The following is a 26,914-nucleotide window of genomic DNA, read 5'->3' as shown; positions in this document are numbered from 1 at the left end:
AAATAATAATACAGATTTTTATGAGGAGGTCGGATTTTACTTGGAACATCAATTTGAAATTATATCAGCGTATTCCCCGCAAGGTGATCAGCCGGTAGCTATAGAGAAGCTTGTAGAGGGAATTAATAGTGGAAAGAAAAAGCAAGTGTTGCTTGGAGCGACAGGAACGGGTAAGACATTTACGATTTCAAATGTCATTAAAGAAGTGCAAAAGCCAACACTTGTTATGGCTCACAATAAAACGTTAGCAGGGCAGTTATATAGTGAGTTGAAAGACTTTTTTCCGAATAATGCAGTTGAGTATTTTGTTAGTTATTACGATTATTATCAGCCGGAAGCGTATGTACCACAAACAGATACGTTTATTGAAAAGGACGCGCAGATTAATGATGAAATTGATAAATTGCGTCACTCGGCAACGTCTGCATTATTTGAACGGGACGATGTAATTATCGTTGCGAGTGTATCGTGTATATATGGTTTAGGTTCTCCTGAAGAATATCGCGAGTTAGTTGTGTCACTTCGAGTTGGTATGGAGAAGGACCGCAATCAATTGCTTCGTGAACTTGTTGATGTACAGTATGGACGTAATGATATTGATTTCAAGCGTGGTACATTCCGTGTGCGCGGAGATGTAGTTGAAATCTTCCCAGCATCACTTGATGAGCATTGTATTCGGATTGAATTTTTCGGCGATGAAATTGATCGTATTCGTGAAGTAAATGCGTTAACAGGTGAAGTATTAGCAGAACGTGATCATGTAGCAATCTTCCCAGCATCTCACTTCGTTACACGTGAAGAGAAAATGAAGGTCGCTATTGAAAATATCGAAAAAGAATTAGAAGAGCGTTTAAAGGAATTAAATGATAACGGTAAGTTGCTAGAAGCACAGCGTATAGAGCAACGTACACGTTATGATTTAGAAATGATGCGCGAGATGGGCTTTTGTTCAGGTATTGAAAACTATTCCCGTCATTTAACACTTCGTCCAGCGGGTGCAACACCGTATACGTTATTGGACTATTTCCCGGAAGATTTCTTAATTGTTATGGATGAGTCGCACGTATCAGTGCCACAAGTAAGAGCGATGTATAACGGGGACCAAGCACGTAAGCAAGTGCTTGTGGATCATGGATTCCGTCTGCCATCAGCTTTAGATAATAGACCGCTCATGTTTGATGAGTTTGAGGAGAAAACGAATCAAGTTATTTACGTTTCGGCGACGCCAGGACCGTACGAGTTAGAGCAGTCACCAGAAGTAATAGAACAAATTATTCGTCCAACAGGGCTTTTAGATCCACCAATCGATATACGACCTATTGAAGGGCAAATTGACGATTTATTAGGAGAGATTCAAGATCGTATTGCAAAAAATGAACGTGTATTAATTACGACTTTAACGAAGAAAATGTCAGAGGATTTAACGGACTACTTAAAAGATGTAGGAATTAAAGTGAACTATCTTCACTCTGAAATTAAAACGTTAGAACGTATTGAAATTATTCGTGACCTTCGCCTCGGTAAGTTTGATGTACTGGTCGGTATTAACTTATTACGAGAAGGATTAGATATTCCAGAAGTATCACTTGTAGCGATTTTAGATGCTGATAAGGAAGGGTTCTTACGTTCAGAGCGCTCATTAATTCAAACAATTGGTCGTGCCGCGCGTAATGAAAACGGCCGCGTTATTATGTACGCAGATCGTATAACAAGATCAATGGGAATTGCAATTGAAGAAACGCAGCGTCGTCGTACTATACAAGAAGCCTACAATAAAGAGCATGGTATTACGCCGAAAACGATTCAAAAAGGCGTACGTGATGTAATCCGTGCAACGACAACTGCTGAAGAGACAGAAACATACGAAGCAACTCCTGCTAAGAAAATGACGAAAAAAGAGCGTGAAAAGACAATTGCGAAGATGGAAGCAGAGATGAAAGAAGCAGCAAAAGCATTAGACTTCGAGCGTGCAGCTGAACTAAGAGATTTACTATTAGAATTAAAAGCGGAAGGGTGAAAAGAGTGAGTAAGAGCAAGGATTTTATCGTTGTAAAAGGTGCTAGAGCACATAACTTAAAAAATATTGATGTAACCATTCCGAGAAATCAGCTTGTCGTTGTAACGGGATTGTCTGGTTCGGGGAAATCATCATTAGCATTTGATACGATTTATGCAGAAGGGCAGCGCAGATACGTAGAATCGTTATCTGCGTATGCGCGCCAGTTTTTAGGACAAATGGATAAGCCGGATGTAGATACGATTGAAGGATTGTCACCAGCGATTTCAATTGATCAAAAAACGACGAGTCGTAATCCACGTTCAACTGTCGGAACGGTAACGGAGATTTATGATTATTTACGTTTATTATTTGCGCGAATTGGTACGCCAATTTGTCCAAATCATGGGATTGAAATTACATCACAAACAGTAGAGCAGATGGTAGACCGTGTTCTTGAATATCCTGAACGTACGAAATTACAAGTGTTAGCTCCTATCGTTTCTGGGCGTAAAGGTGCACATGTGAAAGTACTTGAAGATATTAAGAAGCAAGGATATGTTCGTGTACGTGTTGATGGTGAAATGCTTGATGTGTCTGAAGAGATTACGTTAGATAAAAATAAGAAGCATTCTATTGAAGTTGTAATTGACCGTATTGTTGTAAAAGAAGGAATCGCAAGCCGTCTTGCTGATTCACTTGAAAGTGCATTAAAGCTTGGCGGAGGCCGAGTGTTAATCGATGTAATGGGAGAAGAGGAACTTCTATTTAGTGAACATCATGCTTGTCCACATTGTGGTTTTTCAATCGGAGAATTAGAGCCGCGTATGTTCTCATTCAACAGTCCGTTTGGAGCGTGTCCTTCTTGTGATGGACTTGGTTCAAAGCTAGAGGTAGATTTAGAGCTTGTTATCCCGAACTGGGATTTATCATTAAATGAACATGCGATTGCACCTTGGGAACCGACAAGTTCACAATACTATCCACAACTTTTACAATCTGTATGTAATCACTACGGCGTTGATATGGATATGCCTGTGAAAGATATACCGAAAGATTTATTTGATAAAGTGTTGTACGGAAGCGGGGAAGAGAAGGTTTATTTCCGCTATGTAAATGAATTCGGTCAAGTAAAGGAAAATGAGATTTTATTTGAAGGTGTTATTCCAAACATTGAACGTCGTTATCGTGAAACGAGTTCTGATTACATTCGTGAGCAAATGGAAAAGTATATGGCAGAACAAGCGTGTCCGAAGTGTAAAGGCGGCCGCTTAAAACCTGAAAGCTTAGCTGTTTTTGTTGGTGATAAAACGATTGCTGACGTAACGAAGTATTCAGTTCAAGAAGTACAAGAATTTTTCTCGAATGTAGAGCTAACGGAGAAGCAACAAAAAATAGCTCATTTAATTTTAAGAGAAATTCAGGAGCGCGTTGGATTCTTAGTGAACGTTGGTTTAGATTATTTAACGCTAAGTCGTGCGGCTGGTACGTTATCAGGTGGTGAGGCGCAGCGTATTCGCTTAGCAACGCAAATTGGTTCTCGTCTAACTGGCGTACTTTATATTCTTGATGAGCCTTCAATTGGTTTACACCAGCGCGATAACGATCGTCTTATTCGTACATTGCAAGAAATGCGCGATTTAGGTAATACCTTAATCGTTGTTGAGCATGATGAAGATACGATGATGGCTGCTGATTATTTACTTGATATCGGACCAGGTGCAGGTATTCACGGTGGGCAAGTTGTATCGGCAGGGACACCAGCTGAAGTGATGCAAGATGATAATTCGTTAACAGGAAAATATTTAAGCGGTAAAGAGTTTATTCCAGTTCCACTTGAAAGACGTAAAGGTGACGGACGTAAAGTGGAGATTGTCGGCGCAAAAGAGAATAACTTAAAGAATGCAAAAATGTCATTCCCACTCGGTACGTTTGTAGCGGTAACAGGTGTATCTGGATCAGGTAAAAGTACGATGATTAATGAAGTACTATATAAATCGTTAGCTCAAAAGTTATATAAAGCGAAAGCGAAGCCAGGTACTCATAAAGAGATTAAAGGTCTTGAACATTTAGATAAAGTAATTGATATTGATCAATCACCAATTGGGCGTACACCACGTTCTAATCCAGCGACGTACACAGGTGTATTCGATGATATTCGTGATGTGTTTGCACAAACGAATGAAGCGAAAGTGCGCGGATATCAAAAAGGACGTTTCAGCTTTAACGTAAAAGGTGGCCGTTGTGAAGCGTGCCGTGGTGATGGAATTATTAAAATTGAAATGCATTTCCTACCAGATGTGTATGTTCCGTGTGAAGTTTGTCACGGTAAACGATATAATCGTGAAACGTTAGAAGTGAAATATAAAGATAAGAATATTTCTGAAGTGTTAGGGATGACAATTGAAGATGGAGTAGAATTCTTCGCCAATATTCCTAAAATTAAGCGTAAACTTCAAACGCTTGTAGATGTTGGGCTTGGTTATATGAAATTAGGTCAACCAGCAACAACATTATCTGGTGGGGAAGCACAGCGTGTGAAATTAGCTTCTGAATTACACCGTCGTTCTACAGGTCGTACGTTATATATTTTAGATGAGCCAACGACTGGGTTGCATGCGCATGATATTGCACGTCTTCTAGAAGTGCTGCAACGTCTTGTTGAGAGTGGTGAGACGGTACTTGTAATTGAACATAATTTAGATGTGATTAAAACAGCTGATTATATTGTTGATCTTGGACCAGAAGGCGGGGACAAAGGTGGACAAATCGTCGCTTCGGGAACGCCAGAGCAAGTAGTAAAAGAAGAGCGCTCGTACACTGGTAAGTATTTAAAAGAGATTTTAAATCGTGATAAAGCAAGAATGAAAGAGAAAATAAAAGAAGTAGAGTTATCGCAATAAGTTTATTGATGAAAACCGAGTGGAAATGACGCTCGGTTTTTATTTTACGAGGAAAAACTAGTAAGTATGTTAGTAGGTATACAAGCATGAAAGATAGAATAAGTTGATATAAGTGTTTGTATCATACTTGCGTTTATTATCTATTAGCGTATGATGAAATATATATGTTTAAAAGGATGTGTAACGAAATGAGATGGATTGTATCACTTCTTGTAAATAGCGTTGTGTTAATCGCTGTATCGGGGCTTTTAAAAGGGATTGCACCAGATGCATTTTACGTAGCAAATATACAAACTGCAATTATTGCGAGTATTATATTGGCGGTTTTAAATGTGTTCGTAAAGCCGTTTTTAATTTTAATTACGCTACCAATTACTGTTGTAACTTTCGGCTTCTTCTTAATTGTTATTAATGCGATTACGTTAAAAATAGCAGATTCATTATTAGGAGATGCTTTTAATATATCAGGATTTGGTGTAGCGATTGTTGCGGCAATTTGTATTTCAATTTTTAATATGATTATTGAGAAGGCAATTGTGGAACCTCTATATGAAAAAAAGAGAAAATGACAAAAAGAAAAACATTTCATTATTCGTATGAAATGTTTTTTTCTATTTATTAGAAACCGTATTTCTTGTTTCCAGAAAAAAATGGTACAATATCCGGTAGAATGGAATTTTACATCAAACGAGACTGAACCCGCAGCGGAGTGGAGGTTTATACATATGCCAAAAGTAAGGACAAAAGATTTAATTGAACAATTTCAATTGGAGTTAATAAGTGGTGAGGAAGGAATTCATCGTCCGATTGATACAAGTGATTTATCACGACCTGGAATTGAAATGGCAGGATTCTTTACATATTATCCAGCTGATCGCGTGCAGCTTCTTGGAAAAACGGAGCTTACGTTCTTTGATACGTTAACAACAGAGCAAAAACAAGAGAGAATGAAAGCGCTTTGTACCGAGGAGACGCCATGTATTATTATAACTCGTAATCAAGATGTACCAGATGAGTTATTACAAGCATCACGTGAATCAGGCATGCCTTTATTACGTTCTTCTCAAACGACAACGAGATTATCAAGTCGTTTAACTAATTATTTAGAAGGTAAGCTAGCACCAACAACTGCTGTTCATGGTGTATTAGTAGATATTTACGGTGTTGGTGTTTTAATTACAGGTCAAAGTGGTGTTGGTAAAAGTGAGACAGCTCTTGAACTTGTGAAGCGTGGTCACCGCCTTGTTGCGGATGATAGTGTAGAAATTCGCCAAGAAGATGAAGACACATTAGTAGGAAGCTCACCAGATTTAATTGAGCATTTATTAGAAATTCGTGGTCTAGGTATCATTAACGTTATGACGTTATTCGGTGCAGGGGCAGTGCGAAATTATAAGCGTATTACACTTGTTATTAATCTTGAAATTTGGGATCAAAAGAAAAACTATGATCGCTTAGGTCTTGATGAAGAGAAGATGAAAATTATTGATACAGAACTTACGAAGATTACACTTCCAGTTCGTCCTGGTCGAAACTTGGCTGTTATTATTGAAGTAGCAGCGATGAACTTCCGTTTAAAGCGTATGGGAGTCAATGCAGCACAGCAGTTCTCAGAACGATTAATGAGTGCGATTGAGTTAGGGAATCAGGAGTAAACATTGGAGAGGGAGGTCATACATATGCTGTTAGGTTCTGTACCGCAGCTTGACCGCGTAGCTGTCCAACTTGGGCCGTTTCCTGTTTATTGGTACGGGATTATTATCGGTACAGGTGTGCTATTAGGTCTTTGGCTAGCAACTCGCGAGGGAGAAAGGCTAGGTATTCCAAAAGATACATTTGTTGACCTTGTATTAATTGCAGTACCGATCGCTATTCTATTTGCGAGAATGTACTATGTTATTTTTGAATGGGAATATTACGCGCAAAACCCGAGTCAAATTATTAATATTCGTCAAGGTGGCTTGGCGATCCATGGTGGTTTAATCGGAGCGGTTATTACAGGGATTCTTTTTGCAAAGCGACGCGGGGTTTCATTCTGGAAGTTGGCGGATATTGCTGCACCAAGTATTTTATTAGGACAAGCAATTGGCCGATGGGGAAACTTTATGAACCAAGAGGCGCATGGTGATGAAGTAACGAGACAGTTTTTAGAAGGTCTTCATTTACCAGATTTCATTATTAATCAAATGTATATTGAGGGTGTGTACTATCATCCGACGTTTTTATATGAATCATTATGGAATTTTGCAGGTGTAATTTTACTACTTGCATTAAGAAAAGTGAATTTACGCCGCGGGGAATTATTCTTCACATATTTAATTTGGTATTCAGTAGGACGCTTCTTCGTAGAAGGCTTACGTACTGATAGTTTAATGCTAGGACCACTTCGTATTGCACAAGTAATGTCAATTGGACTTGTTGTTATTTCTATTATTTTCATTATTGTGAGACGAAAAATGGGGCAAGCTGATAAAAGATATTCGGAAAATTAGAGAAAAGTAGCATCTTATTATAAGATGCTGCTTCTTTCATATTCAGGAAGGCGAAAGGACTAAGGCAATGAGAATAAATACAGTGTTATTTGATTTAGATGGAACTTTAATTAATACAAACGAACTTATTATTTCTTCTTTTTTACATACTTTAAATACGTATTATCCAAATCAATATAAGCGTGAAGATGTGTTGCCATTTATCGGTCCATCTTTGCATGATACTTTCAGTAAGATTGATGAAAGTAAGGTTGAAGAGATGATTACAAGTTATCGCGAATTTAACCATGATCATCATGATGAATTAGTAGAAGAATATGAAACTGTATATGAAACAGTTCGAGAGTTGAAGAAGCAAGGTTATAAAGTTGGTATTGTTACAACGAAAGCGAGACAAACCGTTGAGATGGGATTACAGTTGTCAAAGCTTGATGAATTTTTTGATGTTGTCGTGACAATTGATGATGTAGAGCATGTGAAACCACATCCAGAGCCACTTCAAAAAGCGCTTGAATTATTAGATGCAAAACCAGAAGAGGCATTGATGGTTGGAGATAATCATCATGATATTGTCGGTGGTCAAAATGCGGGGACGAAAACAGCTGCGGTTTCATGGACGCTGAAAGGTAGAGCGTATTTAGAGGCTTACAAGCCGGACTTTATGCTAGATAAAATGAGTGATTTGCTACCAATTTTGTCTAATATGAACCGTTCATAAAGGTCCAAGTAAGTTAGTAGAGGAGCGAGCTAAGTGCGACGGACAACGCGCTATCCTGTTTCAGGAGAAAATTCATTATGGAATGTGTATAAAACAGTGTCTTTTTGGAAGGTAATGAAAAACTTTATTATTATCCAAATTGCGCGTTACACGCCATTTTTATCTGTGAAGAATTGGTTGTACCGTACTTTTTTACGGATGAAAGTAGGAAAGAAAACATCATTTGCGCTTATGGTAATGCCGGATATTATGTTCCCGGAAAAGATAACTGTGGGAGAGAATTCGATTATTGGCTATAATACAACGCTTTTAGCGCATGAATATTTAATTCGTGAATATCGACTTGGGGAAATCGTCATTGGAAATGAAGTGATGATTGGAGCGAATGTAACAATATTACCAGGTGTGAAAATTGGAGACGGTGCGACTGTCTCAGCTGGCACACTTGTTCATAGAGATGTACCGAGCGGTGCTTTCGTAGGTGGAAATCCAATGCGTATTATTTATACGAAAGAGCAAATGACCGCAAGAGAAGGTTCATGGTGAAAATGTAACATTTCTCCTCTTTTTTTATGAATAAAAAGGAAATAATTGAGTATAATATACTGTTTTGTTTTTTACGGAATCGTTTATACTTATAGATAGAAGAATGTGTGAGCGAAGAAAACAAAAAACTGGAGGATATATGGGGAAAAATCAAAGGATATATAAGGAGAACGGACAAGTTATCTCTTTTAATCAATTAGCGGACTTCTTTTATAAAAAAGGGATGAGAGCTTACAAAGGGCAAAAATTGCAAGATGCAATTAAATATTTTCGAAGAGCGGCACAAAGTGAGAAGGAGCCGTTTATTTTATGTCAATTAGCAACAGTATTATCTGAGGCTGGTGAATATCAAGAGTCGAACCAAATATTCTTAAAGTTAGTTAGATCTAATCCAGAACTTGAACAGTGCTATTATTTTATTGCAAATAATTATGCATATATGGGGTTATTTCAACAGGCGAAGAAATATGCGGATCGTTATTTAGAAGTTGCAAAAGAGAAGGAATTCGTAGAAGATACATTAGAACTTCTTGAGATTATGGAAGAAGAAGCAATGGGTGCGGAAGAGATTGAAGATGAAGATGATTTAATTGTTATGCAGGAAGAAGCGAATCGTTATATTCGTAATGGACAATTGGAAGAAGCAATTGCTACATTAGAAATTGTTACGAAAGATTATCCGGAATTTTGGTCAGGTCATAATAATTTAGCCATTGCACATTTTCAATCGGGTAATGTAGACAAAGCACTGAAGTTAACAGAAATGATTTTAGAGAAAAATCCTGGTAATATACATGCGCTTTGTAATACGCTTATTTTTCTATATTCAATTGGAGAGCATAAACAAGTAGAAGCGTTAGCGGGACAGCTAGTTTCGGTATATCCGATTTCATTTGAACATCGTTTGAAACTGGGAACTACACTTGCAACAATTGGTTATTTCGAGCATGCATATAAATGGTTCAAACTATTAAAGCGTCAAGGGTACGAAGGAGACGTTAGTTTTTATTATTGGTTTGCATATTCTGCGTATATGGTGAAAGATCAGCAACTAGCTGAAAAAATGTGGCAACATGTCGTGGAATTGCATCCTGATAAAAAGGGAAAAGAACCGTGGAATGCGCTGAATTTAGCAGATGAAGGACAAAACGTGTTATTTGAAGAATTACGAAAATCATTTCAGCAAAGTGCGACGCTAGAAGAACAAATGCTAGCTTTATATTTAATGAATGAATTGTCAACGCCGGAGAAGGTTGGATTCTTCTTTGATATAACGCAAGCGAAGAACGGTGTTCCCATCGTATCGCAACTTGCAAAGTACTTCTTTTTACTTAATAGTCATAAGAGTATTCCAGCTGATTTACAACAATTTGAGCAGTGCGCGAGAATCGCGGATGCCTTATACAATTATACGAAAAAAGATGATGAATTAATTGAAGAGTGTTTACACTTTTGGTTTTGTACGTTCATACGTTTATATACATCTGGAGACATATTTACAAATGTGTACGGCTGGTCAGCTGCGATTGAATACATTGTACGCGGCGAACAAGGAAATAAAATGACACAGTCGGAGCTTGGGGATGTATATAATGTATCTGTAGCGACTGTCCGAAAGTATGTGCAAGCTGTTAAGCGTACGCACACATAAGATAAGCAAATCATTGGGAAAAAAATGATGCTAACAGTATAATGAGGGTAACTTAATTGTGTAGGAATGGATAGGAGTGAATAGTGTGTCAGAAGAAAAAATTTATGATGTCGTTATTATTGGTGCAGGACCAGCTGGTATGACAGCTGCAGTATATACATCTCGTGCAAATTTAAGCACATTAATGCTTGAGCGTGGTATTCCAGGTGGCCAAATGGCAAACACGGAAGATGTAGAAAACTACCCAGGTTATGAGTCTATTTTAGGACCAGACTTATCAAATAAAATGTTCGAGCATGCGAAGAAATTTGGTGCTGAATATGCATACGGTGATGTGAAAGAAGTCATCGATGGTAAAGAATACAAAACAATTATTGCTGGTAAAAAAGAATATAAAGCACGTGCAATTATCGTTGCAAGCGGTGCAGAGTATAAAAAAATTGGTGTACCGGGTGAAACAGAACTTGGCGGCCGTGGTGTATCATATTGTGCAGTATGTGATGGGGCATTCTTTAAAGGAAAAGAACTTATCGTAATTGGCGGTGGAGATTCTGCTGTTGAAGAGGGTGTGTTCTTAACACGCTTCGCATCAAAAGTAACGATCGTTCACCGTCGTGACACGCTTCGTGCACAGAAAATTTTACAAGACCGTGCTTTCCAAAACGAAAAAGTAGATTTCATTTGGAACCACACTATAAAAGAAATTAACGAAGCAAGCGGTAAAGTAGGAAGTGTAACACTTGTAGACGTAAACAGTGGAGAAGAGAAAGAAGTCAAAACTGACGGCGTATTCGTATACATCGGTATGTTACCATTATCAAAACCATTTGTTGAACTAGGTATTACAAATGAAAATGGTTACCTTGAAACGAACGAACGTATGGAAACTAAAATCCCTGGTATTTTCGCAGCTGGTGATGTTCGTGAAAAAATGCTTCGTCAAATTGTAACTGCAACAGGTGACGGTAGTATTGCAGCACAAAGTGCACAACATTACGTAGAAGAATTATTAGAGGAATTAAAAACTGTATCAGAAAAATAAGGGATAATATACCTTGTGAGAAGAAAGCTACCGACAGGAGCTTTCTTCTTTTTTTGTGTGAAAATGTCAAAGTATTGTCAAAAAATATAAGGATTATAAGCTTTCTTATTGATATACTGGACTTTACGGAAAAAATCACTATAAGAAATGAGGAATTTATTCAGTATGGAATGGCGTAATATATATCGTGGATTTTGTATGGGCGTTAGTGATTTAATTCCTGGTGTGAGCGGCGGTACAATCGCTGTTGTGTTAGGGATTTATGAACAATTGCTTGCGGCAATTAGTGGATTCTTTAGTCGTGAATGGAAAAAACATTTAGGGTTTTTAATTCCACTTGCAGCTGGTGTGGCAGCAGCGTTTTTAACGTTAAGTCATGTTATTAAATATTTACTTGCAAATCATTATGAACCGACTCAATTTTTCTTCCTCGGTTTAATTATTAGTATATTACCGATGTTAATGAGAGAAGCTGATGCAAAGTCGTCGTTTAAAGGTAAGCACATTGTTTTATTAATAGTTGCAGCAATTCTTGTTGCGATCACAGCTTTCTTTAAACCAGATAAGGCAGCAGATCCAATTACGACGTTAACAATTTTAAATGCAATTGGTTTATTTTTCGCAGGATGGATGGCTAGTATGGCTATGCTACTTCCTGGGATTAGTGGATCGTTTATTTTATTAATTATTGGTGTGTATCCAACAGCAATTAACGCTTTAACTACACTTAACTTACCTTTAATCGTGGTTATCGGTGCTGGTGTTATGGTTGGATTTGTTGTAAGTAGTAAAGGCATTAGTTTTTTATTAGATCGTTATAAAAGTATGACATTTGCGGCAATTATTGGACTAGTTATCGGTTCGATTGTAATTGTGTTCCCTGGTATTCCAACCGGCGGATTTTCAATTATAAGTTCAATTATTACCTTTATTTTAGGATTTGCGATTGTTACTTATTTCGGTAAGAAATAAGGGCTTTAATCCCCTTGGCGATAAAAATCGTTAAGGGGATTTTTCATGCTATTCATTAAAAGTCTAAGCATTTACATTGCTTGTTATGGAAAGCTTTTTTAAAATTGTTGAGTAGCATATGCTTAGCGAAAGAGGACTGGCTCCTTCGTTGTAGCAAACTGTTTTTGATAGTATAATGAAAGAAGTATGCAGTGAGAAATTTTACTGCAAGTAGCTGAGGTGAAGAAACATGCAAAGAGTGACAAACTGTGTGTTAATTAGAGATAATGAAGTACTCTTACTCCAAAAACCTCGCCGAAATTGGTGGGTTGCACCAGGCGGGAAAATGGAGCGTGGTGAGACTGTAAGAGATTCCGTTGTTCGCGAATATCGCGAAGAAACAGGTATTTATTTGAAAAACCCAGCGTTAAAGGGGGTCTTCACCTTTGTCATCCAAGAAGGTGATAAAGTTGTTTCTGAATGGATGATGTTCTCCTTTTTAGCGACAGATTTTGCAGGAGAAAACAAACTAGAGAGCGAAGAAGGCATCATTGGTTGGCATACATTTGATAAAATTGATGATTTAGCAATGGCGCCAGGAGATTATCACATTATTGATTATTTAATTAAAGGAAATGGCATAATCTACGGTACATTTGTATATACCCCAGATTTTGAGTTGCTTTCATATCGATTAGATCCGAGTTAAACCGTCAAGGAGAGGATACGATGACAGAGAATAATGATATAAAAATGGTAATTATTACAGGGATGTCTGGAGCTGGAAAAACAGTAGCTTTACAAAGTTTTGAAGATTTAGGATATTTTTGTGTAGATAATTTACCACCGATGTTATTGCCAAAGTTTATTGAGCTTATGGCGGATTCAAAAGGGAAAATGAATAAAGTGGCACTTGGTATTGATTTACGTGGCCGCGAGTTTTTCGAGCATTTATGGGGAGCACTTGATGATTTATCAGAACGTACATGGATTATTCCTCATATTTTATTTTTAGATGCGAAAGATAGTACGCTTGTAACTCGTTATAAAGAAACGAGACGTTCGCATCCACTTGCACCAACTGGTTTGCCGTTAAAGGGAATCGAAGCAGAGCGCAATTTATTAACAGATATGAAGGCACGAGCAAATATTGTGCTTGATACATCGGATTTAAAACCGAAAGAATTACGTGAAAAAATTGTTCACTTGTTCTCAACAGAAACTGAGCAAGCATTTCGTGTAAATGTTATGTCATTTGGATTTAAGTACGGTATTCCAATTGATGCAGATTTAGTATTTGATGTTCGTTTTTTACCAAATCCATATTACATTCCACATATGAAGCCATTAACAGGACTAGATGAAGAAGTTTCTTCCTATGTACTGAAATTTAATGAGACACATAAGTTTTTAGAGAAGTTGACGGATCTGATTACTTTCATGCTGCCTCATTATAAAAGAGAAGGCAAAAGTCAACTTGTAATTGCAATTGGATGTACAGGTGGACAGCATCGTTCTGTTACGCTTACAGAATACCTTGGGAAACATTTGAAACCAGAGTATAGTGTTCATGTATCTCATCGTGATGTGGAGAAGAGAAAGGGCCATTAAGGGATGAAAAAAGAGAGAAAGCCTAAAATTGTCATTATGGGAGGCGGGACTGGACTTTCTGTTTTATTAAGAGGATTAAAGCAATATCCTGTTGATATTACAGCAGTTGTTACAATCGCTGATGATGGTGGCAGTTCGGGTCGATTACGTGATGAGCTAGAAATTCCACCTCCAGGTGACATCCGTAACGTACTGGTTGCGTTATCGGATGTAGAGCCACTGGTGGAAGCTTTATTTCAGCACCGTTTCACAACAGGAGACGGACTGAAAGGTCATGCGTTAGGAAATCTATTGTTGGCAGGTATGACCTCGATTACAGGAGACTTTTTCCATGCAATTACGGAAACAAGTAAAGTATTAAATGTCAGAGGACGTGTATTACCAGCAGCGAATCAAAGTGCGGTACTTCATGCGGAACTTGAAGATGGGGAAATTGTCACAGGTGAATCAAAGATTCCCTATTACGGAAAGAAGATTAATCGTGTCTTTTTAACTCCAGAAGATGTAGAGCCATTGCATGAAACGTTGGCTGAGATTAAACGAGCTGATTTACTTGTTTTCGGGCCAGGAAGTTTGTATACGAGTATATTACCCAACTTAGTTGTTAACAAAATTGGGGACGCTGTTCTTGCTGCAAAGGCGAAGAAGGTATATGTATGTAACGTTATGACACAAGCGGGTGAAACGATGGGATATACTGCTTTTGATCATGTGCAGGCGTTACACGATCATTTAGGGCAACCATTTATTAATACTGCAATTGTAAATAACCGTGAGATTCCTTGTGAATTACGTAAGTTATATGAGGAAGAAATGTCTACACCAGTTGTAGTGGATGAAGAACGTTTTGCTGAAAATAATATTGATGTTATTCAAGAGGGATTAGCGAAGTATGATGATCGTGTTGTAAGGCATGATACGTTAAAGTTAGCTTCGATTTTATATTCATTGTTATAAATGTGCGTTGCCTCGTTTGAGGTGGCGCTCCTCATTCATATAGGACAAGAATTTTGTTCCATAATAATCGTATAAGGAGGTGTTGACTGTGTCATTTGCATCAGAAACAAAGAAAGAGTTGACGAATCTTGAAGTGAAAGAATGCTGTGAGAAAGCAGAATTATCGGCGTTACTTCGAATGAACGGATCGCTTTCTTTTTCAAACCGTCGTCTATCTATCGATATTCAAACAGAAAATGCGGCAATTGCAAGAAGGATTTATACGCTTTTGAAAAAAGGATATGATGTGACGGTAGAATTACTTGTTCGTAAAAAAATGCGATTGAAGAAAAATAATGTATATATCGTAAGGCTTGTTGAAAAGTCTCGCGAAATATTAGCCGATCTTCATATCGTTCGAGATGACTTTTCATTTATTCGAAATATATCACAAGAATTGATTGAGAAGAAGTGTTGTAAACGATCGTATTTACGCGGTGCATTTTTAGCAGGTGGTTCAGTAAATAACCCAGAAACATCATCTTATCATTTAGAGATCTTTTCGTTATATAAGGAACATAATGATGCTATATGTGAACTGATGAACGGATTTGATTTAAATAGTAAGACGTTGGAAAGAAGAAAAGGGTACATTACGTATTTGAAAGAAGCGGAGAAAATTACGGAATTTTTAAATATTATTGGTGCTCATAATGCACTTTTAAGGTTTGAAGATATTCGAATCGTACGTGATATGCGTAATTCCGTAAATCGTTTAGTGAACTGCGAAACAGCTAATTTAAATAAAACAATTGGTGCAGCGCTAAGGCAGATTGAAAATATCCGCTATATTGATGAGACGGTTGGTCTTGATATATTGCCAGATAAACTACAAGAGATTGCGCAACTACGAAGAGATTATCAAGATGTAACATTGAAAGAGTTAGGTGAGATGGTATCCGGGGGGAAAATTAGTAAATCGGGTATTAATCATCGTTTGCGTAAAATCGATGAAATTGCAGAGAAATTACGCGCGGGGGAAACGGTAGCAAAAAAATAAGAGGTTAAAGGGGAAATGGAGCTGTGGTTCAAAAACGAGTTCAGGTTTCATTAAAAAACGGTTTACAAGCACGTCCGGCTGCGTTGTTTGTACAAGAGGCAAATCGCTTTCATGCAGATATCTTTATTGAGAAAGATGGAAAGACAGTAAATGCAAAGAGCATAATGGGGATTATGAGCTTAGCAATTGGAACTGGAAGCATGATAACAATTACAACAGAAGGTTCAGATGCAGAAGAGGCTTTAGAAGCATTAGCTGCATATGTACAATAAAGAGCTATCGCGTATATGCGATAGTTTTTTTGTTTTGTTGTTTGTGCGGATTAGCGGATAGGGGTATTTAGCTGGTTTGTCCTTGTCGGAGATTGTCGGTAAATCGATATGTTGTGTCGAACCGTTGATATATTAAAAAAATCGTTGATATAATTTGAGTTTTGTTCGATATAATTGCAAAATCGTTGATATATTTAGAGGGATACTGGATGGGGTATGTGAGCGGGGAACAATATATAAAAGAAGCGCCCAATTATAGGGCGCTTCCACTTTTAGTTATATCTAGCTCTAGCGTTTAGAATCTCCGGTTGTTTCGCCCCTTCATTCGAGGCAAAAAGCGCCTCGGAATCAGGGGCTCCATCGCCCTGCGATTCTAAACGAGCCGCTTTCGCTTTTAAGTATTAACGATTTGTAAAGATCTTATCGATTAAACCGTATTCTAAAGCTTTTTCCGCTGTCATGAAGTTGTCGCGGTCTGTGTCGCGTTGTAGTACTTCAAGTGGTTGACCAGTGCGGTCAGCAAGAATTTGGTTTAGTTTTTCACGTAAGAATAGGATACGTTTTGCAGCGATTTCGATTTCAGTCGCTTGACCTTGTGCTCCACCAAGTGGTTGGTGAATCATTACTTCACTGTTTGGAAGTGCATAACGTTTTCCTTTTTCACCGGCTGCAAGTAAGAATGCACCCATAGATGCAGCCATACCGATACAGATTGTTGATACTTGTGGTTTAATAAACTGCATTGTATCATAGATTGCCATACCCGCTGTGATAGAACCACCAGGGCTGTTGATGTAGATGTGAATATCTTTTTCTGGATCTTGAGATTCCAAGAATAAAAGCTGGGAAACGATTGAGTTAGCTACGTTGTCATCAATTGCACTACCAAGCATAATGATGCGGTCTTTTAATAGTCGAGAGTAAATATCGTAAGCGCGTTCTCCACGATTTGTTTGTTCAATTACTGTAGGAATTAAATTCATCTGTTATTTCCTCCTTATAAAGCTTTCTTAGTCTTATAATACAATTATGGTCAATAAAGGTCAAACGAAACCACTTTAAATCAAAAAAATATGTAGTTGTACCATGAAATATTCGCTATGTTTTCGAAATTCCCTGCTTATGTATCTTCAACATCATAACCGAATTATATAAATTTAAACGTTATGAAAACTGGAGAAAAAAGAAAAGAACGCCTTTTAACTGAAGCGTTCTTTCGATAATTAGTCTTTTAAAAGATAGGTTACTTTATTTAAAATCTTTTCGATTTGTTTGGCGTTTTTACTATACATTTCGCTTGCTGATTTCGACTTTGTTTCTAGGGAAAATAGTTCAAGATCAGCATGACATTTTTTTAAAGATGCTAATAATAAAGGTTTATTTTGAGGAGAAGGCATTTGGAGTTTGTCATTGTAAATGTCGATAGTAAGTTGTCCGTATGAATCCACTTGACCGAGGAAGACATTTTCAATAACAACACCGAGTTTTTCTAATTCTGAATGTAGCCAAGCGCGGTTATGTCCGCTTGCTGAAAGAGGTTCATCTAGTACATTTCCATCCATAATAACAGTTTGTGGTTCTTTCTCGTTTGGTACTTTTAAACCGATGTCTTTTGCTGTAAGTGGCTGAGAATCTTTCTTTAATAATACATTTAATTCTCCGCTCGGTTCTAAGACAGCAAATTCGACTTCAGCTACGCTGAACGCACTTTTTCCACGGAGAAGTTCCAGTAATTCGTCACTCGTATATTTTTCTTTCTTTAAATTATCTTCGAGTATCTTTCCGTCTTTTATTAATACGGTAGATTTTCCTTCAAAGAAGTCCCGAGCTGTTTTGTTCTTTAAAGAGAGGATTCCTGTTAAAAAAGGTACCACAGCGAAAATGAGTATCGCAAAGACGCCGTGAAAAAATTTTGAATCGAGCCCTGTAGATACTTGGGCAGCGATGTCACCAATCGTCATTCCGGCTATGTATTCAAAAAAAGAAAGCTGAGAGATTTGTCTTTTCCCTAACCATTTCGTAATAGCGAATAAAATAATTAATATGAATACAGAGCGAAGAATGACAAGTGTCCATTCCGGCAGGTGAGACATAGTCGTTTCCTCCAGTCTACTTAAAACCCTTTATATTGAGGTTCTTCACGTTCTAATACTGAAATTCTATCCTTTAAATCAGCGATGACGCTGTCCATTTCTAACATACATTCATGAAATACGCGTTTTGATTCTTCGTCTTGTGAATTTAATGAAAGAGAGCTTAAGCTTGCTTGAGCTCCCCTTACACTAGCAAGGCAAGTTTTTACGCTAGCGATAACAGTCATACAAACACTCCTTATCCTTTCGGTTTAAATAACAATGCACCTATGAAGCCGAAAATAATAGCTGCTGATACACCGGCGCTCGTTACTTTAAACATGCCAGTAATAACGCCAACGATGCCATGTTTTGCAGCTTCTTCCATTGCGCCATGAACGAGGGCATTACCAAAGCTTGTAATAGGTACAGTTGCCCCGGCTCCAGCGAAATCAATTAATGGCTCATACAAATTAAATCCATCTAATATAGCTCCGGCAACAACGAGTGTTGCCATTGTATGAGCTGGTGTTAACTTGCCGACATCAAACATAAGTTGTCCGATTACGCATATGAGTCCGCCGATGACGAAAGCCCAGAAAAAAATCATTGCGTTGCACCTCCAAATTCAATCGAAACGGCGTGAGCGATACACGGAATCGTTTCTTCTTGTTGGAATGTAAGTGGAGATAGTAAAGCGCCTGTCGCAACGACAAGTATTTTTTTGAACTCTCCTCTTTTCATTCGGTTTAATAAATGACCGTACACGACTGTTGCGGAACATCCAGGCCCGCTAGCACCAGCTATGACAGGTTGTCCTTCTCTATAAATGATAATTCCGCAATCTTGAAATTGTTCGCTCGTTACTTTCGTTCCGTGTTTATGTAGTAAGTCATAAGCAATTTCGCGTCCTACATGTCCGAGATCGCCTGTTACGATTAAATCGTAGTAAGAGGCATCAATTTGGCGTTCACGTAAATGGGCTTCAATTGTATCAACTGCAGCTGGAGCCATTGCGCCTCCCATATTAAACGGATCCGTTAATCCCATATCAACCACTCGCCCAATCGTTGCAGAGGTTACTCTTGGACCATGTCCAGTATCGCTTAAAATGGCGGCTCCTGCTCCGGTTACTGTCCACTGTGCAGTAGGTGGCTTTTGTCCGCCGTATTCGGTAGGATAGCGGAATTGTTTTTCTACAGCTGTATTATGACTGGATGCACCAGTTAATAAATATTTTGCGCCTTTTGCATTTACGATACTTGCCCCAAGTGCTAAACCTTCCATAGAAGTAGAACAAGCCCCGAATAATCCGAGATAAGGAGTGCCAAGTGTCCGGCAAGCAAAGCTTGTTGGAGTAATTTGATTGATTAAATCTCCTGCAAGTACAAATTGAATATCATCTTTACGAAGCTCTGCTTTTTCAGTAGCGCGACTACAAGCTTCTTCGAATAAAATTTTATGTGCTTTTTCATAGGAATCTTGTCCGAGCCATAAATCTTCATGAAGGATATCGAAGTCTTCTGGGATGTTCCCCTTTGCTTCAAACGGTCCACCAACGACTCCTGTCGAAATAATAACGGGTTTATTTTCAAATACCCACGTTCGGTGTCCTTGTAACATTTATAGACCTCCCCATTGAACGAGAATCGTTTTAATAAGTGCGATGACGAAAGCTGAAAATACACCAAATAAAATAACAGAACCCGCTAGTTTAAACATATTGCCGCCAACACCAAGGACGAATCCTTCCGTTCGGTGTTCGATGCATGCTGCAATAACAGAGTTACCAAATCCAGTAACAGGTACAGCTGTACCAGCACCAGCAAACTGTCCAAAACGATCGTATATACCAAATCCAGTTAGTAACATAGAAATGAAAATAAGAGTTGCGACTGTTGGATTTCCTGCTGAGCGTTCAGTGAAATCAAAATATGTGATGTAAAAAGTAGAAATAAGTTGTCCGATGAAGCAAATAAAACCACCGACGAAAAAGGCTTTTATACAATTTTTTAAGACAGGTCGTTTCGGTTCGCGTTCTTGTTCGAATTTTTTATACTCCTGTTGTACAGGGGTTAAGTTTTTATCTTTACTAGACATTGCAATCCTTCCTTTTCTTTTAAAAAGCGTTAAGTGTTAGACTCCATTTTTTTACCAATGAATTTTAATTGTTTATTAATTTCATCTTTAGATACTTCTTTTTCCTTAATTTTTCTTTCGAGTTTTTCGAGTAACATAAAGATTTTTTTATCTGTACTGACACGAACATCGAAAGTAGGATGCTCATCACTTAGCTGCTTTTGAAGCTTTTTACGAAGAGGTTTTAATCCAAACCTTTCGTGATGCTCAGGTGTAACTGCTATGTAGAGATCTAAATTTGAATTCACTGCTGTGCTTTTTATAATTTCATCCATAGCGAGAGCTCTTTTCTTCGCTCCTTGTGATATAGATTGATTAAAGGATTCCGTACTCGTCTTTGTTAACTTTGGACCTTTTTCTTTCTCCGTTCGTTTTGCTTCTTCTTTCACTTTTTTATCTAAAGGACTATTATCACATCCGGTAAAAGAGCTAAATAGAAGTGCAAATAATGCGGTTATGAGGCCGAGTTTTCGCATAATTATCATTCCATTTCTATTGCAATATGTAATGTGATAGAAAAAGGATGACTGCATATCATCCTTTTTCTATTTCACAGCAAGACTGATTTGTTATTGCTGTGAGTATTGTGGTTCTTCTTGTTGGACTTCTTCAACGCGTGGGTTTAAAGAATCGATAATCGTTTGTGTTTGCTGCGCAGCTGTTTGGAAAAGTTGCTTCGCTTGTTGGTTATCCGTATCAAGAGCGAATCCCTCTAAGCTAGCTTGTGCACTTTTTAATCCAGAAACAGTTTGCTTTAGTTTCGTAATTACAGTCATTGAATGAAGCCCCCTTTGGAATATCAATTCAAAGATTATAATTTGTGAGTTGGGGTGAATTTATGATTGGAAAATTTAGGGGTGGAATAGATTTTATATGCTTTTAGCTAAGATGCATAAGGTATTACGGGGATATTTTTATTGATTTAGATGGATTTTATTGCTATTATTATGAGAAGAAAATGAAGTGTTTTCTATAATCATGCGCCCATAGCTCAGTCGGATAGAGCGGTGGTTTCCGGTACCACGTCTGCCGGGGGTTCGAATCCCTCTGGGCGCGTTATATAAACTTTAATATTATTTTGTGCAGAAGCCCTTTGTGTGGTAAGTAAAAATACCACGTGCAAAGGGCTTTTTTGATGTTATTGTTAGCCTATTATTGTTTATTTACTGTTGAATCCGGAGCTGAAATTCCTAACTTACATTTTGTAGGTTAGGAATTTTTTATTTTAAAAATGTTAAAAATATGCAATTTTGCGAAGTTACCTAAAAACTTTGAATCTTGTAAATTTATAACTGTAGAGAACAACAAACAAATAAATAAACAAATGAATAGAAAAACAAAAGGAGGAATGAAATGGTTAAGAAATTTAAATTTACAAAAGAGGAATTAGTAGAAGCATGGAAAGATCCACAAGTAAGAGAAAAATTAAAAGACTTACCGAAACACCCATCTGGAAAAGCGCTAAATGAATTAAGTGAGGAAGAATTAGCGGAAATCCAAGGGGCATCGGATGTACAACCAGAAACAACGCCGCTTTGTGTGGGAGTAATTATAGGATTAACAACGTCAATTAAGATTTGTAAATAAAAATAAAAAACAAAATGAGAGGATGAATGAAATGTCAAAAGGATACAAGTTCACAAAAGAAGAGTTAGTAGAGGCTTGGAAAGATCCACAAGTAAGAGAAAAGTTAAAAGATTTACCGAAACATCCATCGGGTAAAGCGTTAAATGAATTAAGCGAAGAAGAACTAGCGGAAATTCAAGGGGCATCAGATGTACAACCAGAAACAACACCACTTTGTGTGGGAGTAATTATAGGATTAACAACGTCAATTAAGATTTGTAAATAAAAATAAAAAACAAAATGAGAGGATGAATGAAATGTCAAAAGGATACAAGTTCACAAAAGAAGAGTTAGTAGAGGCTTGGAAAGATCCACAAGTAAGAGAAAAGTTAAAAGATTTACCGAAACATCCATCGGGTAAAGCGTTAAATGAATTAAGCGAAGAAGAACTAGCGGAAATTCAAGGGGCATCAGATGTACAACCAGAAACAACACCACTTTGTGTGGGAGTAATTATAGGATTAACAACGTCAATTAAGATTTGTAAATAAAAATAAAAAACAAAATGAGAGGATGAATGAAATGACAAAAGGCTACAAGTTCACAAAAGAAGAGTTAGTAGAGGCATGGAAAGATCCACAAGTAAGAGAAAAATTAAAAGATTTACCGAAACATCCATCAGGAAAAGCGTTAAATGAATTAAGCGAAGAAGAATTAGCGGAAATTCAAGGGGCATCGGATGTACAACCAGAAACAACACCACTTTGTGTGGGAGTAATTATAGGATTAACAACGTCAATTAAGATTTGTAAATAAAAATAAAAAACAAAACGAGAGGATGAATGAAATGACAAAAGGCTACAAGTTTACAAAAGAAGAGTTAGTAGAGGCATGGAAAGATCCACAAGTAAGAGAAAAATTAAAAGATTTACCGAAACATCCATCAGGAAAAGCGTTAAATGAATTAAGCGAAGAAGAACTAGCGGAAATTCAAGGGGCATCAGATGTACAACCAGAAACAACACCACTTTGTGTGGGAGTAATTATAGGATTAACAACGTCAATTAAGATTTGTAAATAAAAATAAAAAACAAAACGAGAGGATGAATGAAATGTCAAAAGGATACAAGTTCACAAAAGAAGAGTTAGTAGAGGCTTGGAAAGATCCCCAAGTAAGAGAAAAGTTAAAAGACTTACCGAAACACCCATCAGGAAAAGCACTAAACGAATTAAGTGAGGAAGAATTAGCGGAAATTCAAGGGGCATCAGATGTACAACCAGAAACAACGCCGCTTTGTGTGGGAGTAATTATAGGATTAACAACGTCAATTAAGATTTGTAAATAAAATAAAAACCAAAACGAGAGGATGAATGAAATGTCAAAAGAATACAAGTTCACAAAAGAAGAGTTAGTAGAGGCTTGGAAAGATCCCCAAGTAAGAGAAAAGTTAAAAGACTTACCGAAACACCCATCTGGAAAAGCGCTAAATGAATTAAGTGAGGAAGAATTAGCGGAAATCCAAGGGGCATCGGATGTACAACCAGAAACAACACCACTTTGTGTGGGAGTAATTATAGGAATAACGGCATCAATTAAAATTTGTAAGTAGATAGGTTTCATTCGAAAGGGGTATTCATCTCCTTTTGAATGAAACAGATTCCAATATTCGAATGCGAAAAATCGAATGTTGGAATCTGTTTCCCCTGAAGGGGACCAATTTATTGGAATATGGATTTTAAAATAAGGAAGGGGATTAAATTATTATGTTAATTCACTCATATATAAATGAAAAGGCATTTGCGAAGAGTCTTAATTTGAAAGAGCGTTATAAAACGCTAAAGAGTAGAAGAGATTTATTATTATCGGAGGATTTAAATTTAGCCCAATTAAATAAATGGATAGATAAAATGTTTAGAAGTAATAAAGCTGATTTTGATTTTAAATTAAAAATGAATGAAATGACAAAAGAAGATTTTGCGAGTTTAATTGAGAAAATCCCTGAATCAAAAGAGCATTTATATATAGATGAATTAAATGAACATGTGAATTTGCGCATGTTAGAAATAGGAATAGAGTTGTGTGAAAGTAAGCCATTAAGTGCAGAGGAAGATTTAGGGTTTATAGAATTTGTTAGGCCGTTTGCACTTTATGCAGCCGAAATGATAGATAGTTCGTTGAAATATAGATTAAATAAGATACGTTATGAGCATGAAGAGATTAAAGAAATGCTAGTGCGATCTTTAGTAGAAGAGTTATTAAATAATGCGGTGCGATCACTAGTCTTAGAATTTAATATTGCAAAACTAAGGGAAGAACTAGTAGGAGAGACTCCAGAAGAGCGATTTCTTTCCTTTGTCAGAGAGAAAGCTAGAAATAAGGAGAATTTAATTGCGTTCTATGAGGAATACGCAACATTAACACGAAGGTTAATTTTGAGAACAGAGTATTTTATACAAAATGTTCAAATGTTACTATTTCGTTTGAATGAAAATTGGCTACAGTTACAAAAAGAATTTCAATTGCAGGATGTATCATTAAGCAAAATTAAGGTTGGATTAGGAGATACACATCAAGAAGGGAAAACAGTTGTCCAGCTTGTATTCTCTTCAGGTAAAGAAATTTTATACAAGCCAAAGTCTATGGAAATTACGAAATCGTACCATGCATTTTTAGAATGGATGAATGAGGTAAGTGGAAGTATACAACTTCCATCATATAAAGTTTTAGACTTTGGTGAATATGGATGGGAAGAAAAAATATTGTATAAACCGTGCTCTTCTAAAGAAGAGGTGGAGCGCTACTATTTACGTTTTGGTAAGTTGATTGGTTTAATGTATATGTTAAAAGGTGCTGATTTGCATTTTGAAAATATAATTGCTCATGGAGAGTATCCATACATTATTGATTCGGAGACGATTTTTCATCAATATCCAAAACTGAATTTTCCGGATAGTGCGGAAGTAAAATTGAAATATGAACAAAGCGACTCAGTGATAGGATCTGGATTGTTACCGCAAGCTATGTTTCAAAACATCGATGGAAAAGGTATAGATTTAAGTGCTTTAAATGGAAAAGAGCAAGATTTGCCGTTTAAGGTGCTGGCCTTAAGTCAAAATAGTAAGGATGAAATGGAATTTACTATGAAAGAAGCCAAAAGTCAAAGTGCTAAAAATCTACCGAAACTTGGAGTAGAAGAAATTTATGTAGAGGATTATTTAACCTTTATTATTGATGGTTTTCAGGAAATGTGTAAATTTTTTATTGAGTATAAGGAAGAGATTTTATCAGAAAGAGGACCTTTAATTACATTTAGAGAAAATAAAATTCGCATTGTTGCTAGGGCGACTCAACAATATTGTAATTTCTTACAAGAGTCTACACACCCAGACTATATGAGAGATTCAATTTTATTGGAACAATTATTTGAAAGAGTATGGTATTACCCATATGAAAATAAGGGGCTAGTCATTCATGAGATTCAAGACTTATTACGTGCGGATGTTCCTATATTTACGACTTTTACAGATTCACGAGATCTATATAGTAGTACAGGTGAAAGGATGGAAGACTTTTTTAAGGAGAGCGGTTATGAGCAAGTATATAATAGAATTTATCATTTTGATGATAAGGAATTGGAAAAGCAACGAGGGTGGCTGAAGTTGGCAATACAGGGAAATAGAGATGTTGATATTAAAGTGAGAAGAAAAGAGGATTACAGAAGTGAATTATTAGAAAATCATCAGGAGACAATCTTGCAGGAAGCTATAAATATCGGAGAGTCTTTAGTAGAGAATGTAGTATTATCAGATGATAAAACAACAGCATCATGGTTACAAGCAAATGTTATTCACGACAAGTGGTATGTTGCCCCGATGAAGCAAAATTTATATGACGGTTTAGGTGGCGTAGCACTATTCTTATTGTATCTAAATAAGGTTACGGGAAACGAAAAATATTTAGAGGTTGCTCATAAGGCGTTGAAGTCAGCGATGAACCCTTTATCGAAAGCGAAGGGGCTTCTATCGACCTTCTTGGGTAAATATTCATTGTTATATCCATTAGCACATTTTCAATCTATAAGTCCTAGAAAAGAATATCAGGATTTTTTAGAAGAAATAAAAGTAGAATTAAAAGAAAGGCTCAAAGAAGAAGAAGAGTTTGATTTGTTAAGTGGCTCAGCAGGAGTTATTCAAGTGGCTCTTAATTTATTTGAAATGACAAAGGATCAAGATTATTTAGATCTTGCTGATATGTACAGTAAGCATTTGGTGGAAAATGTATCAATATTAGAAAGTGGAGTAGCGTGGAAGAATAAACATACTAACAGTTATTTAGGCGGTTTTTCTCATGGGACGAGTGGTATCGCTTGGAGCTTATGGCGTTCAGGGATTATGAATAGGAATCAAGAATATATTGATTTAGCTAAAAAAGCATTTGCTTATGATCGATCATTGTTTGAAAAAGAAGAAAGTGCGTGGAAAGACACAAGAGAGAGTGAGAAGAAGTGCTTACATCAATGGTGCCACGGTTCCACTGGAATAGGATTGAGTAGAGTTTTAGTAAGAAGCTATGAAGAAGATGTAGAAATGGACGAAGAAATTCGAGTGGCTGTAGATAATGTACGAAAGTATGGATTTAAAAATAATGATACATTATGTCATGGGAATATGGGGGACACGGAATTACTATTGGCTGTTTCACAGTTGTATGGTAATAAAGAATTGTATGAACAGGCGTTACAAATTGGCATACAAGTTATTAATAATTATAGAGAAACTGGTAGTTATCAATGTGATGCACCAGATGATATTCAATCATTTGGTATGTTTGTAGGGATAGCAGGAGTTGGTATGCAGTTGTTAAGACTATTACAGCCGAATGAAATTCCATCCGTTATGACATTAGAAAATGTAAAAGGATAAATGAAAAGACATTCTACCTTTTGGTAGAATGTCTTT

31 protein-coding genes and 1 tRNA gene are annotated in these 26,914 nt (G+C 37.0%); 24 read left to right on the top strand and 8 right to left on the bottom strand.

What is annotated here, in order from left to right; all coding sequences use genetic code 11:
• Positions 1 to 40: 40 nt before the first annotated feature.
• From uvrB to AC3EMB_RS25500, 15 genes are all read left to right on the top strand, one after another.
• The gene (uvrB, locus tag AC3EMB_RS25570; RefSeq protein ID WP_000400989.1) at positions 41 to 2,017 is read left to right on the top strand and encodes an excinuclease ABC subunit B; all 1,977 of its coding nucleotides are present in this window, start codon (positions 41 to 43) and stop codon (positions 2,015 to 2,017) included.
• Positions 2,018 to 2,022: 5 nt separating this feature from the next.
• Positions 2,023 to 4,899: an excinuclease ABC subunit UvrA gene (gene uvrA / locus AC3EMB_RS25565; RefSeq protein ID WP_000045587.1), complete on the top strand. Its 2,877-nt coding sequence runs from the start codon at positions 2,023 to 2,025 to the stop codon at positions 4,897 to 4,899.
• Between the two features lie 188 nt (positions 4,900 to 5,087).
• Complete coding sequence (locus tag AC3EMB_RS25560) at positions 5,088 to 5,468, top strand: phage holin family protein (RefSeq protein WP_001267308.1); 381 nt, start codon at positions 5,088 to 5,090, stop codon at positions 5,466 to 5,468.
• Between the two features lie 156 nt (positions 5,469 to 5,624).
• The gene (gene hprK / locus AC3EMB_RS25555; protein WP_001127251.1) at positions 5,625 to 6,554 is read left to right on the top strand and encodes an HPr(Ser) kinase/phosphatase; all 930 of its coding nucleotides are present in this window, start codon (positions 5,625 to 5,627) and stop codon (positions 6,552 to 6,554) included.
• A 24-nt stretch (positions 6,555 to 6,578) separates the two neighbouring features.
• Positions 6,579 to 7,391, top strand: coding sequence for a prolipoprotein diacylglyceryl transferase (gene lgt / locus AC3EMB_RS25550; protein ID WP_000924240.1), 813 nt, complete (start codon positions 6,579 to 6,581; stop codon positions 7,389 to 7,391).
• Positions 7,392 to 7,458: 67 nt separating this feature from the next.
• Positions 7,459 to 8,109 (top strand): pyrophosphatase PpaX, encoded by a 651-nt coding sequence (gene ppaX, locus AC3EMB_RS25545; protein WP_001222403.1) that lies wholly within the window; start codon positions 7,459 to 7,461, stop codon positions 8,107 to 8,109.
• A 33-nt stretch (positions 8,110 to 8,142) separates the two neighbouring features.
• Complete coding sequence (locus AC3EMB_RS25540) at positions 8,143 to 8,655, top strand: acyltransferase (protein WP_001255070.1); 513 nt, start codon at positions 8,143 to 8,145, stop codon at positions 8,653 to 8,655.
• Between the two features lie 139 nt (positions 8,656 to 8,794).
• Entirely contained in the window at positions 8,795 to 10,306 is a 1,512-nt protein-coding gene (locus tag AC3EMB_RS25535) for a tetratricopeptide repeat protein (protein ID WP_000517723.1), read from the top strand.
• 85 nt (positions 10,307 to 10,391) lie between these two features.
• The gene (gene trxB, locus AC3EMB_RS25530; RefSeq protein ID WP_001288078.1) at positions 10,392 to 11,348 is read left to right on the top strand and encodes a thioredoxin-disulfide reductase; all 957 of its coding nucleotides are present in this window, start codon (positions 10,392 to 10,394) and stop codon (positions 11,346 to 11,348) included.
• A 165-nt stretch (positions 11,349 to 11,513) separates the two neighbouring features.
• Entirely contained in the window at positions 11,514 to 12,320 is an 807-nt protein-coding gene (locus AC3EMB_RS25525; protein ID WP_000455196.1) for a DUF368 domain-containing protein, read from the top strand.
• A gap of 229 nt (positions 12,321 to 12,549) precedes the next feature.
• Positions 12,550 to 13,008 carry an NUDIX hydrolase gene (locus AC3EMB_RS25520; RefSeq protein ID WP_001190080.1) on the top strand — a complete coding sequence of 153 codons (459 nt, stop codon included), beginning with the start codon at positions 12,550 to 12,552 and terminating at the stop codon, positions 13,006 to 13,008.
• 20 nt (positions 13,009 to 13,028) lie between these two features.
• Positions 13,029 to 13,910, top strand: coding sequence for an RNase adapter RapZ (rapZ, locus tag AC3EMB_RS25515; protein ID WP_000138459.1), 882 nt, complete (start codon positions 13,029 to 13,031; stop codon positions 13,908 to 13,910).
• Positions 13,911 to 13,913: 3 nt separating this feature from the next.
• Positions 13,914 to 14,867, top strand: coding sequence for a gluconeogenesis factor YvcK family protein (locus tag AC3EMB_RS25510; protein ID WP_000712187.1), 954 nt, complete (start codon positions 13,914 to 13,916; stop codon positions 14,865 to 14,867).
• An 88-nt stretch (positions 14,868 to 14,955) separates the two neighbouring features.
• Positions 14,956 to 15,906, top strand: coding sequence for a DNA-binding protein WhiA (whiA, locus tag AC3EMB_RS25505; RefSeq protein ID WP_000006566.1), 951 nt, complete (start codon positions 14,956 to 14,958; stop codon positions 15,904 to 15,906).
• 23 nt (positions 15,907 to 15,929) lie between these two features.
• Positions 15,930 to 16,178: an HPr family phosphocarrier protein gene (locus AC3EMB_RS25500; protein WP_000250307.1), complete on the top strand. Its 249-nt coding sequence runs from the start codon at positions 15,930 to 15,932 to the stop codon at positions 16,176 to 16,178.
• Between the two features lie 401 nt (positions 16,179 to 16,579).
• On the opposite strand, the gene clpP is transcribed toward AC3EMB_RS25500, so the two are convergent.
• The 8 genes from clpP to AC3EMB_RS25460 all read right to left on the bottom strand — a co-directional run bounded on the left by clpP (position 16,580) and on the right by AC3EMB_RS25460 (position 21,165).
• Entirely contained in the window at positions 16,580 to 17,161 is a 582-nt protein-coding gene (gene clpP / locus AC3EMB_RS25495; RefSeq protein ID WP_001049162.1) for an ATP-dependent Clp endopeptidase proteolytic subunit ClpP, read from the bottom strand.
• A gap of 240 nt (positions 17,162 to 17,401) precedes the next feature.
• On the bottom strand, positions 17,402 to 18,271 hold the full coding sequence (locus AC3EMB_RS25490) for a DUF421 domain-containing protein (RefSeq protein WP_000018924.1): 870 nt from the start codon (positions 18,269 to 18,271) through the stop codon (positions 17,402 to 17,404).
• Positions 18,272 to 18,291: 20 nt separating this feature from the next.
• Positions 18,292 to 18,498 (bottom strand): DUF1657 domain-containing protein, encoded by a 207-nt coding sequence (locus AC3EMB_RS25485; RefSeq protein ID WP_000215909.1) that lies wholly within the window; start codon positions 18,496 to 18,498, stop codon positions 18,292 to 18,294.
• Positions 18,499 to 18,509: 11 nt separating this feature from the next.
• Positions 18,510 to 18,860, bottom strand: a complete 351-nt coding sequence (spoVAE, locus tag AC3EMB_RS25480; protein ID WP_000575919.1) for a stage V sporulation protein AE — start codon at positions 18,858 to 18,860, stop codon at positions 18,510 to 18,512.
• The gene (spoVAD, locus tag AC3EMB_RS25475; protein WP_000938972.1) at positions 18,857 to 19,873 is read right to left on the bottom strand and encodes a stage V sporulation protein AD; all 1,017 of its coding nucleotides are present in this window, start codon (positions 19,871 to 19,873) and stop codon (positions 18,857 to 18,859) included. The genes spoVAE and spoVAD overlap by 4 nt, the downstream gene beginning before the upstream one ends.
• Positions 19,874 to 20,350, bottom strand: a complete 477-nt coding sequence (spoVAC, locus tag AC3EMB_RS25470; RefSeq protein ID WP_000095399.1) for a stage V sporulation protein AC — start codon at positions 20,348 to 20,350, stop codon at positions 19,874 to 19,876.
• A 29-nt stretch (positions 20,351 to 20,379) separates the two neighbouring features.
• On the bottom strand, positions 20,380 to 20,865 hold the full coding sequence (locus tag AC3EMB_RS25465) for a YhcN/YlaJ family sporulation lipoprotein (protein WP_001228545.1): 486 nt from the start codon (positions 20,863 to 20,865) through the stop codon (positions 20,380 to 20,382).
• A gap of 93 nt (positions 20,866 to 20,958) precedes the next feature.
• Positions 20,959 to 21,165: a DUF1657 domain-containing protein gene (locus tag AC3EMB_RS25460; protein WP_000216166.1), complete on the bottom strand. Its 207-nt coding sequence runs from the start codon at positions 21,163 to 21,165 to the stop codon at positions 20,959 to 20,961.
• Positions 21,166 to 21,369: 204 nt separating this feature from the next.
• Between AC3EMB_RS25460 and AC3EMB_RS25455 the strand changes: the two genes are divergently transcribed.
• The 9 genes from AC3EMB_RS25455 to AC3EMB_RS25415 all read left to right on the top strand — a co-directional run bounded on the left by AC3EMB_RS25455 (position 21,370) and on the right by AC3EMB_RS25415 (position 26,878).
• A tRNA-Arg gene (locus tag AC3EMB_RS25455) sits at positions 21,370 to 21,445 on the top strand.
• A 297-nt stretch (positions 21,446 to 21,742) separates the two neighbouring features.
• On the top strand, positions 21,743 to 21,976 hold the full coding sequence (locus AC3EMB_RS25450) for a mersacidin family lantibiotic (RefSeq protein WP_029443586.1): 234 nt from the start codon (positions 21,743 to 21,745) through the stop codon (positions 21,974 to 21,976).
• Between the two features lie 31 nt (positions 21,977 to 22,007).
• Positions 22,008 to 22,241, top strand: a complete 234-nt coding sequence (locus AC3EMB_RS25445) for a mersacidin family lantibiotic (protein ID WP_000033704.1) — start codon at positions 22,008 to 22,010, stop codon at positions 22,239 to 22,241.
• Positions 22,242 to 22,272: 31 nt separating this feature from the next.
• Entirely contained in the window at positions 22,273 to 22,506 is a 234-nt protein-coding gene (locus AC3EMB_RS25440) for a mersacidin family lantibiotic (protein WP_000033704.1), read from the top strand.
• A gap of 31 nt (positions 22,507 to 22,537) precedes the next feature.
• Positions 22,538 to 22,771, top strand: a complete 234-nt coding sequence (locus tag AC3EMB_RS25435; protein WP_000160316.1) for a mersacidin family lantibiotic — start codon at positions 22,538 to 22,540, stop codon at positions 22,769 to 22,771.
• A gap of 31 nt (positions 22,772 to 22,802) precedes the next feature.
• Positions 22,803 to 23,036: a mersacidin family lantibiotic gene (locus tag AC3EMB_RS25430; protein WP_000160316.1), complete on the top strand. Its 234-nt coding sequence runs from the start codon at positions 22,803 to 22,805 to the stop codon at positions 23,034 to 23,036.
• A gap of 31 nt (positions 23,037 to 23,067) precedes the next feature.
• A complete protein-coding gene (locus AC3EMB_RS25425; protein ID WP_000033704.1) occupies positions 23,068 to 23,301 on the top strand; it encodes a mersacidin family lantibiotic in 234 nt (77 codons plus the stop codon).
• Between the two features lie 30 nt (positions 23,302 to 23,331).
• Positions 23,332 to 23,565 carry a mersacidin family lantibiotic gene (locus AC3EMB_RS25420; protein ID WP_000032577.1) on the top strand — a complete coding sequence of 78 codons (234 nt, stop codon included), beginning with the start codon at positions 23,332 to 23,334 and terminating at the stop codon, positions 23,563 to 23,565.
• 154 nt (positions 23,566 to 23,719) lie between these two features.
• The gene (locus AC3EMB_RS25415) at positions 23,720 to 26,878 is read left to right on the top strand and encodes a type 2 lanthipeptide synthetase LanM family protein (protein ID WP_095690009.1); all 3,159 of its coding nucleotides are present in this window, start codon (positions 23,720 to 23,722) and stop codon (positions 26,876 to 26,878) included.
• The last annotated feature ends 36 nt before the right edge of the window (positions 26,879 to 26,914 follow it).

This window comes from Bacillus sp. LQ16 (genome assembly GCF_057784645.1).
This window is presented reverse-complemented; position numbering and strand designations above follow the sequence as displayed.